12 protein-coding genes are annotated in these 13,251 nt (G+C 70.3%); 7 read left to right on the top strand and 5 right to left on the bottom strand.

Going from position 1 to position 13,251, the window contains the following annotated elements; genetic code table 11:
• The first annotated feature begins 42 nt into the window (after nt 1–42).
• The 7 genes from ACIQAK_RS11895 to ACIQAK_RS11865 all read left to right on the top strand — a co-directional run bounded on the left by ACIQAK_RS11895 (nt 43) and on the right by ACIQAK_RS11865 (nt 8,289).
• On the top strand, nt 43–702 hold the full coding sequence (locus ACIQAK_RS11895) for an SCO family protein (RefSeq protein ID WP_366391652.1): 660 nt from the start codon (nt 43–45) through the stop codon (nt 700–702).
• Complete coding sequence (locus ACIQAK_RS11890; RefSeq protein WP_366391651.1) at nt 699–1,145, top strand: copper chaperone PCu(A)C; 447 nt, start codon at nt 699–701, stop codon at nt 1,143–1,145. The genes ACIQAK_RS11895 and ACIQAK_RS11890 overlap by 4 nt, the downstream gene beginning before the upstream one ends.
• A 13-nt stretch (nt 1,146–1,158) precedes the next feature.
• Complete coding sequence (locus tag ACIQAK_RS11885) at nt 1,159–3,063, top strand: copper resistance protein CopC (RefSeq protein WP_366391650.1); 1,905 nt, start codon at nt 1,159–1,161, stop codon at nt 3,061–3,063.
• Between the two features lie 5 nt (nt 3,064–3,068).
• Nucleotides 3,069–4,457, top strand: a complete 1,389-nt coding sequence (efeB, locus tag ACIQAK_RS11880) for an iron uptake transporter deferrochelatase/peroxidase subunit (RefSeq protein WP_401847947.1) — start codon at nt 3,069–3,071, stop codon at nt 4,455–4,457.
• A 119-nt stretch (nt 4,458–4,576) separates the two neighbouring features.
• Nucleotides 4,577–5,512, top strand: coding sequence for a prephenate dehydratase (gene pheA, locus ACIQAK_RS11875; RefSeq protein ID WP_366391649.1), 936 nt, complete (start codon nt 4,577–4,579; stop codon nt 5,510–5,512).
• A 678-nt stretch (nt 5,513–6,190) separates the two neighbouring features.
• Nucleotides 6,191–7,468: a serine--tRNA ligase gene (serS, locus tag ACIQAK_RS11870; protein ID WP_366391648.1), complete on the top strand. Its 1,278-nt coding sequence runs from the start codon at nt 6,191–6,193 to the stop codon at nt 7,466–7,468.
• The gene (locus ACIQAK_RS11865; RefSeq protein WP_366391647.1) at nt 7,465–8,289 is read left to right on the top strand and encodes an HAD family hydrolase; all 825 of its coding nucleotides are present in this window, start codon (nt 7,465–7,467) and stop codon (nt 8,287–8,289) included. Before serS ends, ACIQAK_RS11865 begins: the two co-directional genes overlap by 4 nt.
• 86 nt (nt 8,290–8,375) lie before the next feature.
• Here the strand turns inward: ACIQAK_RS11865 and ACIQAK_RS11860 are convergent, their stop codons facing one another.
• The 5 genes from ACIQAK_RS11860 to ACIQAK_RS11840 all read right to left on the bottom strand — a co-directional run bounded on the left by ACIQAK_RS11860 (nt 8,376) and on the right by ACIQAK_RS11840 (nt 13,063).
• Nucleotides 8,376–9,083: a hypothetical protein gene (locus ACIQAK_RS11860; protein WP_366391646.1), complete on the bottom strand. Its 708-nt coding sequence runs from the start codon at nt 9,081–9,083 to the stop codon at nt 8,376–8,378.
• 302 nt (nt 9,084–9,385) lie between these two features.
• The gene (locus ACIQAK_RS11855; protein WP_366391645.1) at nt 9,386–10,105 is read right to left on the bottom strand and encodes an ABC transporter permease; all 720 of its coding nucleotides are present in this window, start codon (nt 10,103–10,105) and stop codon (nt 9,386–9,388) included.
• Between the two features lie 30 nt (nt 10,106–10,135).
• Nucleotides 10,136–11,047, bottom strand: coding sequence for an ABC transporter ATP-binding protein (locus tag ACIQAK_RS11850; RefSeq protein ID WP_366391644.1), 912 nt, complete (start codon nt 11,045–11,047; stop codon nt 10,136–10,138).
• Nucleotides 11,044–11,952 carry an ABC transporter permease gene (locus tag ACIQAK_RS11845; RefSeq protein WP_366391643.1) on the bottom strand — a complete coding sequence of 303 codons (909 nt, stop codon included), beginning with the start codon at nt 11,950–11,952 and terminating at the stop codon, nt 11,044–11,046. The genes ACIQAK_RS11850 and ACIQAK_RS11845 overlap by 4 nt, the downstream gene beginning before the upstream one ends.
• The gene (locus tag ACIQAK_RS11840; RefSeq protein WP_366391642.1) at nt 11,942–13,063 is read right to left on the bottom strand and encodes an ABC transporter ATP-binding protein; all 1,122 of its coding nucleotides are present in this window, start codon (nt 13,061–13,063) and stop codon (nt 11,942–11,944) included. Before ACIQAK_RS11840 ends, ACIQAK_RS11845 begins: the two co-directional genes overlap by 11 nt.
• Nucleotides 13,064–13,251 lie beyond the last annotated feature (188 nt).

Raw genomic sequence — 13,251 nt, 5'->3', positions numbered from 1 at the left:
CAGCCGGTCCCACCACCCGCACCACATTCAGGACACCGAGTCATGCGCAACAGGAAAGCAGTGACGGCCGTGGCGTTCGCCGCCGCGGCCGCACTGGCCCTCTCGGCCTGCCGCAGCGGCGACGACAAGGCGGGCTCCTCGTCCGTCGCCGATGTCGAGGCCTCGCCCAAGACCAAGGCCGCGACCGTTCTCGACCACCCGTTCACCAAGCCGGACCTCGTCCTCACCGACACCGGCGGCAAGGAGTACGACTTCCGCGAGGCGACCAAGGGCAAGCCGACGCTCATCTACTTCGGCTACACCAACTGCCCCGACGTCTGCCCGCTGACCATGAGCAACATCTCCATCGCCAAGCGGGACCTGCCCAAGGCCGACAGGGACAAGCTCCAGGTCGTCTTCGTCACCACCGACCCCGAGCGGGACACGCCTGCCTCGCTCGGCAAGTGGCTCAAGGCCCAGGACCCCACCTTCACCGGCCTCACCGGCGACTTCCCCACCATCCAGGCGGGGGCGCGGCAGATCGGCATCGGCATCGAGGCGCCGACGAAGGAGAAGGACGGCACCGTCGTCTCGATGCACGGGGCGCAGGTCGTCGCGTTCTCCCCGAAGACGGACGGCGGATACGTGCTGTACGGCGAGAACACCACCGCCGAGGAGTACGCCAAGGACCTCCCCAAGCTGATCAGGGGGGAGAACCCGTGAACCGCCGCACGGCCCTCGCCGGCGTCCTCGCCCTCACCACGGGGCTGGCGGTGGCGGGGTGCTCCACGGACAGCGAACCCGACCTGAAGGTCGTGGGCGCGTTCATGCCGCAGCCCGTCAGCGACATGGCGGCCGGTTTCCTCGTCGTACAGAACAGCGGGTCGTCCGCCGACCGGCTCACCTCGGTGACCAGCCCGCTCTCCGACGACGTCACCATCCACGAGACGAAGAACCAGAAGATGCGCGAGGTCGCGTCGTTCGAGGTGCCGGCGAACGGCGAGCTCGACCTCGAACGCGGCGGCAACCACATCATGTTCATGAAGCTCAAGCAGAAGCCCAAGCAGGGCGAGAAGGTCTCCGTCGAGCTGCACTTCGAGAAGGCCGACCCCATCACGGTCGACCTGCCGGTGAAGGAAACCACCCACAACCCGAAGAAGCAGTGAGGGACCGACCGTCATGACTGCCACCGCCCCGCGCCTCGGAGCGTCCCCGATACGGCGGCCGTTCGCCGCCGCCGCGCTCGTCGCCGCCCTGGTCAGCCTGCTCCTCGGGCTGATGGTGGCCGGCGCCGGCCCGGCGTCCGCGCACGCCGCCCTCACCGGGAGCGATCCGCAGGACGGGGCGGTGGTCGCCACCGCACCTAAGGAGGTCACCCTCACCTTCTCCGAGGCGATCGCCGTCGGCGACGGATCGATCCGGGTCCTGGACCCCAGCAGCAAGCGCGCCGACACCGGCGCCGAGCCGAAGGACCTGTCCGAGGGCTCCACCGTCCGGTACGGCGTCGAGCTCCACTCCGGCCTGCCGGACGGCACCTACACCGTGGCCTGGCAGGCCATCTCGGCCGACAGCCACCCCATCTCCGGCGCCTTCACGTTCTCCATCGGCGCCCCCTCCGAGACCACCGTGGCCCTGCCCTCCGAGGAGGCGGGCGGCGGCCCGGTCGGCACGGTCTACGACATCGCGCGGTACGCCGCGTACACCGGGTTCATCCTGCTCGCGGGCGGCGCGGCCTTCGTGCTGGGCTGCTGGCCCCGGGGGGCGAACGCCCGGCCGATGCAGCGGCTGGTGGTGCGCGGCTGGATCATCCTGACCGCGGCGACCCTGGCCATGCTGCTGCTGCGCAACCCGTACATCGGCAGCGGGAAGTTCGCCGACGTCTTCGACCTGGACGGGCTCCAGGCCGTCCTGGACACCAAGCCGGGCGCCGCCCTCGTCTCGCGGCTGCTGCTGCTCGGCGCGGCCGCCCTGTTCATCGCCGTCCTGTTCGGTACGTACGCCCGGCGCGAGGACCCGGTCGAGAAGAGGGACCTCACCTTCGGCCTGGCCGTCGGCGGCGGGGTCGTCGCCGCGGGCATCGCCGCCACCTGGGCCATGTCCGAGCACGCCTCCACCGGCCTCCAGGCGGGGGTCGCCATGCCGGTGGACGTGGCTCACCTGCTGGCCGTCGCCGCCTGGCTCGGCGGTCTCGTCTCGCTCCTGGTGGCGCTGTACCGGACGCCGGACATCGGGAGCGGTGCCGTACGGCGGTTCTCCCGGGTCGCGTTCGGCAGCGTGCTCGTCCTCGCGGCGACCGGGATCTACCAGTCGTGGCGGCAGGTCGGCTCCTGGTCGGCGCTGACCGGCACGCGGTACGGGCAGCTGCTGATCATCAAGGTGGCGCTGATCGCGGTCCTGCTCGCCGTGGCGTGGTTCTCGCGGCGGTGGACGGGACGGCTGACGGATGCCGCGGTGTCGTCCTCCGACGGGCCGGAAGCACCTGGTGCGGTGGAGCCCGTGGACGATGTCGATCCCGGGCGTGCCGCCCAACTGGCCCGCCAGCGGGCCGCTCTGACCGCGACCAAGGAGAAGCGGACACGGGACGCCGACCCGGAGCGATCCGGGCTGCGCCGCTCGGTCCTGGCCGAGGCGGCCGTCGCCGCGGTCCTGCTGGCCGTCACCACCATGCTGACGTCGACGGAACCGGGCCGTACGGAGGAGGAGGCCGCGGGCGCCTCCACCGCGGTCACCGCGCCCGCGGCGGGACCCGTCGCCCTGAGCATGCCCTTCGACACCGGCGGCCGGATCGGCAAGGGCACCGTCCGGATCGACATCGACCCCGGACGCACCGGCTCCAACGAGCTGCACGTGTGGGTCGACGGCAGCGACGGCGAGCCGATGGACGTCCCCGAGCTGAAGGTGGCCCTCACCCTGGAGGCGCAGGACATCGGCCCGCTGCCGGTCGTACCCGATCGGCTCGCCGAGGGGCACTGGTCGGCGAGCGGCGTCCAGATCCCGATGGCGGGGGAGTGGAAGGTCGAGGTGACGGTACGGACGTCGGACATCGACCAGGTAACCATCGACGAGAACGCGAAGATCGGCTGAGTGCGGTGAGCAGGACCAGGAAGCAGAACCCGAACGGGAGCGGTACGACCGGCTCCCCGGAGCCCGTAACCCCGGACAGCGCCTCCCCTGGCGCCGTGGTCCCGGACGCCGCCGCCCTTCGCGCCGTGGCCCCGGGCCCCGGCCCCGCCGGTGTTTCGCGGCGGCGGTTGCTGGGAGGCGTGGGCGCGGCGGGCGCCACCGGTCTGGTGCTGGGCGCGGCGGGCGGAGCGGCCGGGTACGCCACGACCCGTCCCGAGGCGCCGACCGCCCTGACGACCGTCGGCTCCACCGAGGTGATGTTTCACGGGAAACATCAACGGGGGATCACCACTCCGCTTCAGGCCCGGGGCCACCTCGTCGCCTTCGACCTGGTGGCGGGTGCGGGCCGCAGGGAGGCCGTGGCCCTGATGCGGCGCTGGTCGGCGGTGGCGCGGGAGCTGATGGCGGGCCGCCCGGCGGCGGGCTCGGCGGACGGGCCCGGCCACGACACCGGGATCGCCCTGGACGCGGGCCCCTCCTCGCTCACCGTCACCTTCGGCTTCGGCCGTACGTTCTTCGCGCGTACGGGCCTCACCTCCCGGCTGCCCGCCGGGCTCGACCCGCTGCCCGCGTTCTCCTCCGACCGGCTCGACGCCAAGCGCTCCGACGGCGACCTGTGGGTGCAGATCGGCGCCGACGACGCCCTGGTGGCCTTCCACGCCCTGCGGGCCGTACAGAAGGAGAGCGCGGGAACAGTAAAGGTGCGGTGGCAGATGAACGGCTTCAACCGCACCCCTGGGGCCACGTCCCGGCCGATGACCGCCCGCAACCTGATGGGGCAGATCGACGGGACCGGCAACCCGAAGCCGGCCGACGAGGACTTCGACCGGCGGATCTTCGTGCCGGCCTCCCCCGGCACCCCGCACGCCTGGCTGGAGGGTGGTTCGTACGCCGTCGTCCGCCGGATCAGGATGCTGCTGGACGACTGGGAGAAGCTTCCGGTGGACCGGCAGGAGCGGGTGATCGGGCGGCGCAAGGCGGACGGGGCCCCACTGAGCGGCGGGAGCGAGACCACCGCGATGGACCTCGACGAGGCGGGCCCGGACGGCCGGCTCGTGATCCCCGACAACGCCCACGCCCGGATCTCCTCCCCCGAGAAGAACGGCGGGGCCGCCATGCTGCGGCGCCCGTTCTCGTACCACGACGGGATCTCGCCGGACGGCACTCCGGACGCCGGGCTGCTCTTCGTCTGCTGGCAGGCGGACCCGTTCAAGGGATTCGTACCGGTGCAGCGCAAGCTCGACCGGGGCGACGCGCTGTCGCCGTTCATCCGGCACGAGGCGAGCGGGCTGTTCGCGGTGCCGGGCGGGGCTGCGGAGGGCGAGTACGTGGGGCAGCGGCTGCTGGAGTCCTGAGGCTGCCGCTCTCTGGCCCGGGTCGCACCGCCGACGTGGTCGACGGCCCCCGTATGCCCGGCCCGGACCGGATGATGAGACGGCCCGGCCCTCGTCGTACGGCGCAATAGGGTGAGCGTATGTCAGCCACGCGCTACGCCTATCTCGGCCCCGAAGGCACCTTCACCGAGGTCGCCCTTCGCACGCTCCCGGAAGCCGCCACCCGCGAGCTCCACCCGATGGTCTCCGTACCGGCCGCCCTGGACGCCGTACGCAGCGGGGAGGCGGCGGCAGCCCTCGTGCCGATCGAGAACTCCGTCGAGGGCGGCATCACGGCCACGCTCGATGAACTGACCAGCGGCGAACCGCTGATGATCTACCGCGAGGTGCTGCTCTCCATCACCTTCGCGCTGCTCGTCCGGCCGGGCACCGAGCTGTCGGACATCAAGACGGTCACCGCGCATCCGGCCGCCCAGCCGCAGGTCCGCAACTGGATGGCGGCCCACCTCCCGCAGGCCGTGTGGGAGTCGTCGGCGTCCAACGCGGACGGCGCCCGGCTGGTGCGGGAGGGGCGCTACGACGCCGCGTTCGCCGGTGAGTTCGCGGCCGCCACCTACGGTCTCGAACCGCTGGTGACGGAGATCCACGACGCGGAGAACGCCCAGACCCGCTTCGTGCTGGTGGGCCGCCCGGCCAGGCCGTCCGCCCCGACCGGGGCCGACAAGACGTCCGTCGTGATCTGGCTGGGCGACGACCACCCCGGCGCGCTGCTGGAACTGCTCCAGGAGTTCGCGGTGCGCGGCGTCAACCTGATGCTGATCCAGTCCCGCCCGACCGGGGAGGGGATCGGCAACTACTGCTTCGCCGTGGACGCCGAGGGGCACATCGCGGACCGGCGGGTGGGGGAGGCGCTGATGGGGCTGAAGCGGATCTGCCCGAAGGTGCGGTTCCTCGGTTCGTATCCGCGGGCGGGCGTCTCCGCCGACGAGGTCCGGCCGCTGCAGGCGGGTACCTCGGACAGCGCCTTCACCGAGGCCTCCGACTGGCTGGCGCGCAGCCAGGACGGGCGGATCTGACAGCGGTCACCGCGGCTCGGCCGGGGCTGCCGACGCGGCTCCCGAGCCGTTCTGTGCGCTGCGCTGTGGTCCTACCTACAGATAGTCATTCACCCACAGAGTTATCCACAGGTTGGCAGCCTTGCCTGGGGACAAGTCGACACCCACATGCGACATGGTCGACATATCAACGCAGCGACCCTGGACGCACCCACAGCGGGCCGACTCGGCACCACCCCTCACGGGTCGTGCGAATTCCCTTGATCAACTCACCAGAGCGACGAATTACCACCCGAATGAGCGTGCGGGGCGGGTTTCAGCGGGGAGGGCAGGGGGATTGTCAGGCCCACTCCCACCTTCCGGAGCATTCCGTTCCGACATCCACAGAACTTCTTCACAGCCTGTGGATAACTATCCCGGATCAGCCGCCCCTGTGGACAACACCGAGGGGTGCATCTGGGGAAGGACCCTCAACTCCCCTTCCACCGAAGGCCCGTACGTCAAGAGAGCCTGCGCCTTCTGCCCTGTTCAGGGGAGTTAACCGCCGTTATTGCCGCATGATGGACGCACAGGGGGCCGAATCACCGCCCCACACCGTGCGATTCGCCCCAGGAATATCAATTCCGGCAATTAGGTCAAAGTGACACGCTCGGCCATATCGGTTCGAGTGCGAGATCCGCGCACCGGTAGCCTGGAGGGGTGATTGACCTTCGCCTGCTCCGTGAGGACCCCGACCGAGTTCGCGCCTCCCAGCGCGCCCGTGGAGAGGACGTCGCGCTCGTCGACGCCCTGCTCTCCGCCGACGAGCTGCGCAGGTCGTCCGGCGTCCGCTTCGACGAACTCCGCTCCGAGCAGAAGCAGCTCGGCAAGCTGATCCCCAAGGCCACCCCCGAGGAGCGTGCCGAGCTCCTGAAGAAGGCCGATCAGCTCAAGGCCGACGTCAAGGCGGCCGACGCCGCCCAGGACGAGGCCGACGCCGAGGCCAAGCGGCTGCTCCTCCAGCTCGGCAACATCGTCCACGAGGACGTGCCGGTCGGCGGTGAGGAGGACTTCGTCGTCCTGGAGACGCACGGCACCATCCGCGACTTCGGCGCCGAGGGCTTCGAGCCCAAGGACCACCTGGAGCTCGGCGAGGCGCTCGGCGCCATCGACATGGAGCGCGGCGCCAAGGTCTCCGGTTCGCGGTTCTACTACCTGACGGGCGTCGGCGCCCTCCTGGAGCTCGCCCTCGTCAACGCGGCGATCGCCCAGGCCACCGAGGCCGGCTTCGTCCCGATGCTGACCCCCGCGCTGGTCCGCCCGCGCGCCATGGAGGGCACCGGCTTCCTCGGCCAGGCCGCGGAGAACGTGTACCACCTGGAGAAGGACGACTACTACCTCGTCGGCACCTCCGAGGTGCCGCTCGCCGCGTACCACATGGACGAGATCGTCGAGGCGGACAAGCTGCCCCTGCGGTACGCGGGCTTCTCCCCCTGCTTCCGCCGCGAGGCCGGGACGTACGGCAAGGACACCCGCGGCATCTTCCGGGTGCACCAGTTCGACAAGGTCGAGATGTTCTCGTACGTCGACCCGGCGGACGCCGAGGCCGAGCACCGCAGGCTCCTGGAGTGGGAGAAGCAGTGGCTCACCGGACTCGAACTGCCCTTCCAGGTCATCGACGTCGCCACCGGTGACCTCGGCGCGTCGGCCTCGCGCAAGTTCGACTGCGAGGCGTGGATCCCCACCCAGGGCAAGTACCGCGAGCTGACCTCCGCGTCCAACTGCGACAGCTTCCAGGCCCGCCGCCTCTCCGTGCGGATGCGCGAGGGCAAGAAGGTCCAGCCGCTGGCCACCCTGAACGGCACCCTCTGCGCCGTACCGCGCACCATCGTGGCGCTCCTGGAGAACCACCAGCTGCCCGACGGTTCGGTCCGGGTGCCCGAGGTGCTCCGTCCGTACCTGGGCGGGCGCGAGGTCCTGGAGCCGGTCTCCAAGTGACCTTCCCCTACAAGCTCGTCGCCACCGACCTCGACGGCACACTGCTGCGCGGGGATGACACGGTCTCCGAGCGCACCCGCGAAGCTCTGGGCGCCGCCACGGCTGCCGGTGCCGCGCACATCATCGTCACCGGCCGCTCGGTCCCCTGGACCCGGCACATCCTGGACGACCTGGGTTACGACGGCCTCGCCGTCTGCGGCCAGGGCGCGCAGGTCTACCACGCGGGCGAGCACAAGCTGCTGACCTCGCTGACCCTGGACCGGCAGCTCGCCGGGCTCGCCCTGTCCAAGGTCGAGGCGGAGATCGGCCCGCTGGCGCTGGCCGCCAGCCGCGACGGGCTGGAGGGCGAGGTGCTGGTCGGCCCGGGTTACCGGGTGCAGGAGGGGCCGCTCCCGTACGTGTTCGTGGACGACGCCGCCGAGATGTGGACCGCCCCGCTGAACAAGGTCTACCTGCAGCACCCGGAGCTCGACGACGACGCCCTGGCCATCGCCGCGCGGGCGGCCGTGGGCAACCTGGTCGACGTGGTCATGGCGGGACCCGGCGTGGTGGAGATCCTGCCGCTCGGGCTGAGCAAGGCCACCGGCCTCTCGCTGGCCGCCCGCCGGCTCGGTGTGAAGGCCGCCGACACCATCGCCTTCGGGGACATGCCTAACGACATCCCGATGTTCGGCTGGGCGCAGCACGGTGTGGCCATGGCCAACGCCCACGACACCCTGAAGGCCGTGGCGCACGAGATCACCGCGTCCAACGAGCACGACGGCATCGCGGTGGTCCTGGAGGAGCTGCTCCGCACCAAGGCCGTGGCCGTACCGCACTGACACCGACCTGACGGCCCTGCCCGCCGCCGCCGCATTCCCGGTGGCGGCGGGCAGGGCCTTTTCGGTCGGCCGCCGGCCCTCGTGGCTCAGCGGCGCCCGGTGCGGCGCCGCAGGTCCTTCAGCTGGTGCGCGAAGGCCTCCATGCGCGCGTCGAACCGGGCGTCCATCCGTACGACGTCCTGCGACAGGTCCGACAGCCGCACGCTCATCGCGCCGACCACCTGCTGCGTCGCCTCCACCTTCCGGTCCAGGCTGTCCAGCCGCTCCGACATCCGGCAGAGCACCGGACCCAGTTCCTGGAGTGCGCTGCCGACGTCGGCGAGGCAGCTCTCGATCCGGGTGACCCGCACGTCGAGCGAGTCGTACTGGGCCCGCAGCGACTCCTCGGCGTCGAGGAGGTAGGTACGGACGCATCGGGCGATGTCGCTGTCGCGAAGAAGCATGGCGACGTTGAGGACGGTGCGGCGGGTGTAGAGCGTCAGCTGAGTGACTGCCTGTGGATAACTTTCTCCTCCCTCACCCTTCCATAGGGACAACATGTCCCTATGGAAGATCTGCAGCTCAGAGCCTCGGATCAGTCTGAGACCGTTCTCCGTCACCTCTTCTCGATGGCGTTGGGTCACCTTCTTGACGACCTCTGTGGATACTTCGAAGTAACGTGCCACATCCTCTGTGCGAACGTGAATTCCGTCCGGGAGCATGACAAGGCTCTTCACCTTGTCGAGGATGTCGACGCGCCCCATCTGCTCGACGCGCAGCGCGCGTGATTCGAGCAGGGCGACTTCCGTGGGCATGGGCATGCCTTCCGTACGAGGGAATGACAAGGGATGGCCCTTACCCAGGGCTGCAGGGGTGGAGGACGCTCACGGTTGCCACTCACTCGATGACCGGACCGGTGGGCTCTGCCCCATCCGGGTCCGGCACTCCCCGATTTCACGAACGCTACGACGCCACGGATTCCAGTTCCCTCCACGCACCTTGTTCAACGACCCGATAAACGTACGGTTACGCGCACATCTGTCCTGGTCATACGACAACCCCCGCCCGAGGAGGGGCGGGGGTTGCGGGGAAGGCGGCCGGCGTCAAGCGGCCGGGATCACTCCTCCCCGGCCAGCTTCAGCGCGCGCAGCTTCTGGCCCGCGTACCAGGCGGCGGCCACGGTGACGGCGGCCAGCAGGACCGTCGCCAGCGGCAGCCCCACCTCCGAGGTGACCATGCCCTGTCCGGCCACCTTCTCGGCGACGGCGAGGGACCACTGCTGGACGCTGAGCGTCCGCGCGCCCGGCACCAGGCTGCCGAAGAGCGCCTCCCAGACCAGTGCGTAGACCAGGCCGATGACCACCGCGTGGCGGCTGATGGTGCCCAGGAGCAGGAAGAGCGCGCTGTACGCGATCGAGGCGACCAGTGCCGCGATGGTGTAGGCGATCGCGATCTGCTGCCCGTTGCCGTTCAGGATGAGCCCGGCGAGCAGGGTCGGCAGGGCGGAGAAGACCATGGTCACCGCGATGGCGACGATCAGCTTGGTGAAGATGATCGTGGGGCGCTTCACCGGCTTGGCCAGCAGGTAGACGATCGAGCCGTCGTCGATCTCCGGGCCGATCGCACCGGTTCCGGCGATCACCCCGATCAGCGGCACCATCGTGGCGATGGCGAACCCGCCGAGGACGTTGGCGGCGACCTGGTCGTCGGCTCCGGCGAACATGCGGACCGCCACCGCGATGACCAGCAGCAGGGCGGGAAGGACGAACAGGATGGCGGCCCGGCGCCGGCCGAGCAGGGCCCGGTAGGTGAGCCGGGCGACTGTGGGGTCGTACATGACGGTGCACAGCTCCTTTCAGGCCACTACTCAGGCCGCTACGAGGTAGGAAAAGACCGATTCGAGGGATTCGTCGGACGGTGAGACGGTCAGCAGCCGGATGCCGTGTTCCCGGGCGACCTTCGGCAGCAGTTCGGTGAAGCGACCGAAGTCGACGGCCTGGATGCGCAGGGCCTTCTCGGTCAGGTCGACCTCGATGCCCGCCGTCGACGGGTCGGCGATGAGCGCGGCCGCCAGCGCCCGGTCGTCGCTGGAGCGGATCAGGTAGCGGTGCGGCCGGTCCGTCATCAGGCGGCGGATCTTCCGGAAGTCGCCGGACGCGGCGTGCCGTCCCGCCACGATCACCTCGATGTGCGAGGCCAACTGCTCGACCTCTTCGAGGATGTGCGAGGAGAACAGGACTGTGCGGCCCTCGGCCCCCATCCGCCGCAGCAGGTCCATCAGCTGCATCCGCTGGCGCGGGTCCATCCCGTTGAACGGCTCGTCCAGCAGCAGCACGGAGGGCTCGTGGACCAGCGCGGACGCCATCTTCACGCGCTGGCGCATGCCCTTGCTGTACGTGGAGATCTTGCGGTCCTGCGCATACTCCATCTGGACCGTGGCCAGCGCCCGCCGCGCCTCCGCGCCCCCCAGGCCGTGCAGTTCGGCGTTGGCGACGACGAACTCCTTGCCGGTCAGGAAGTCGTACATCCCTTCCCGTTCCGGGACGATGCCGATCGCCCGGTAGACGCTCTCGTTGCGCCAGATCGGCCGGCCGTCGAGCGTGACCTTCCCCGTCGAGGGGGCGAGGAACCCGCCCATCATGTTGATGAGCGTGGACTTCCCGGCGCCGTTCGGGCCGAGCAGTCCGGTGACGCCGGGGCCCACCCTCATGGAGACGTCGTTGACGGCGACCACATTGCCGAACCAGCGCGAGGTGTGGTCGATCTCGATGGTGGTCACAGCCCGACCCTCCGGTAGCGGCGCATCAGGACGGCGTACGAGCCGGCGACGAGCGCGAGAACAACGAACAGGTAGACCACTCCCGTACCGGCCCCCGGGCCTTCCCCTCCGGGGAAGGCGGAGGTGGCGCCGAGGAACGCGGTCTGTACGCCGTCGATCAGCGTGATCGGCGAGAAGAGGCCGAGCCACTCCACGGCCCCCGGCGAACCGGTCTCCCAGGCGATGGCCTGGACCGTCGAGACGGCACCGTAGGAGATGGTCAGCACCGCGATCACCGCGGCGACGCCGAAGCCCCGGCGCGGGGTCAGAGCGGCCATCACCAGGCCGAGCCCGGCGAACAGCACGGACAACAGCGCCACCGACACCAGCCCCTGGCCGAACCACTTGGTCTGGTCGACGAAGTCGAACTTCGCGAGCAGAGAACCCACATAGAGGACGAGCAGCGGCGCAGCGGTGAGGATGAAGAGCGCGGACGCCGTGGCGGCGAACTTGGCGACGACGTAGTCGACGCGTTCGATCGGCCGCGAGAAGTACAGGGGGACGCTCTTGAAGCGGAGGTCCCTGGATACCGCCTGCGGGGCCTGTGCGGCGATGAAGAGGCCGATGACCGCCTGCAGGTAGATCGCGTACGACGTGTACTTGACCACGAGTTTGGTGGCGTCCGGCGCGGCCATCGAGACGGCCACCAGGATCGCCGCGACCAGGGTCATCACGCCGAACAGCAGCATGGGCAGCACCTTGGACTTGGCGGAACGGCCGAGTCCGAAGGAGCCCCGCAGGGTCTGCGAGTAGAGCGAGCGGCGGGCGTAGGCCCGGCCGAGCCGCCTGCCGTCGTAGGAGCGGTAGCCGATGTTGTGGATCCGGGAGGTGTCGCGCCCGGCCGCGGTCCCGGTCTCAGTGCTCATCGCGACCGCTCCCCTTCTGCTGGTACGGCCCCGAGGTGGCCTGCTGCACGGCCCCGGCGGTGGCGGCCTGGGCCGGGACGGCGGTGGTGCGCGCCCCGTCCTGCTCGGTACGGAAGACCTCGGCGATGTGGTGGCGGCGCTGCTCCATGCGGACGAGGCCGAGACCGAGCCCGGCGACGCTGTCGCGGACCAGGTCGTACGTCTCCTCGCCGGTGGCCTCGACCAGCAGGATGTGGCCCGCGCCCGGCAGGCCTTCCGCGTCGAGCCCGTCGTGGCCGACCAGGGTGACCCCCGCCTTCGTGAGGATCCGGCGCAGGGCGTCGGTGCCGTCGGGGTGGGTGTCGCTGTCGGTCACCTCGACCGCGAGGGTGGTGGTGATCTGGGTGAAGTCGCTGGTGGAGCTGGAGCGCAGCAGGGCGCCGCCGTCGATGACGACGACGTGGTCGCAGGTGCGCTCCAGCTCGCCCAGCAGGTGCGAGGTCACCAGGACGGAGATGCCGAAGTCGGTGTGGATGCGGCGGATCAGGCCGAGCATCTCGTCACGGCCGACCGGGTCCAGGCCGTTGGTCGGCTCGTCGAGGAGGACCAGCTGCGGGTCGTGGACGAGGGCCTGGGCCAGCTTCACCCGCTGCTTCATGCCGGTCGAGTAGCCGCCGATGGGGCGGTAGCGCTCCTCGTAGAGGCCGACGTGGCGCAGGGTGTCGGCGGTGCGCTCGCGGGCGGCGGTCGGCGGCAGCCCCGACATGCGGGCCATGTGCACGACGAATTCGGTGGCCGACACGTCGGGCGGGAGGCAGTCGTGCTCCGGCATGTACCCCACCCGTTCCCGGATGGCGGCGCCGCTGGTCGCCACGTCGAGCCCGAGCACCGCGGCCCGGCCCTCGGTGGCGGGGGAGAGACCCAGAAGGATCTTGATCAGCGTGGACTTGCCGGCTCCGTTGGAACCCACCAGACCGGTCACACCTGGTCCGATGTCCAACGTGAGCCGGTCGAGCGCGGTCACCCGGGGGAACCGCTTGCTCAGGGCTTCGGTGGCGATAACGGCAGTCACGGATACGACGGTAGTGGCGCGGGCCACAGGGATCGTCAGCCCTGACGGCTGGATCGGCATCAGACTCCAGGCGTACGGCCCCGTAGGGGGACCCGCGAAGGAGGACTACCGGACCTCCGGGTGCGGGGAGCGGCGCCGGGCCCGGAGTTGTCCACAGGCCGTGCACCCCCCTTGACGTAGCCGCCGGACATTGTCACATTCATCAGTGTCACGTTACGGGCACGTACCGCTCACAGCAGGGAACGGAC

Origin of the sequence: Streptomyces sp. NPDC088706, from assembly GCF_044752765.1 — a bacterium.
Classification (GTDB): Bacteria; Actinomycetota; Actinomycetes; order Streptomycetales; family Streptomycetaceae; genus Streptomyces.
This window is presented reverse-complemented; position numbering and strand designations above follow the sequence as displayed.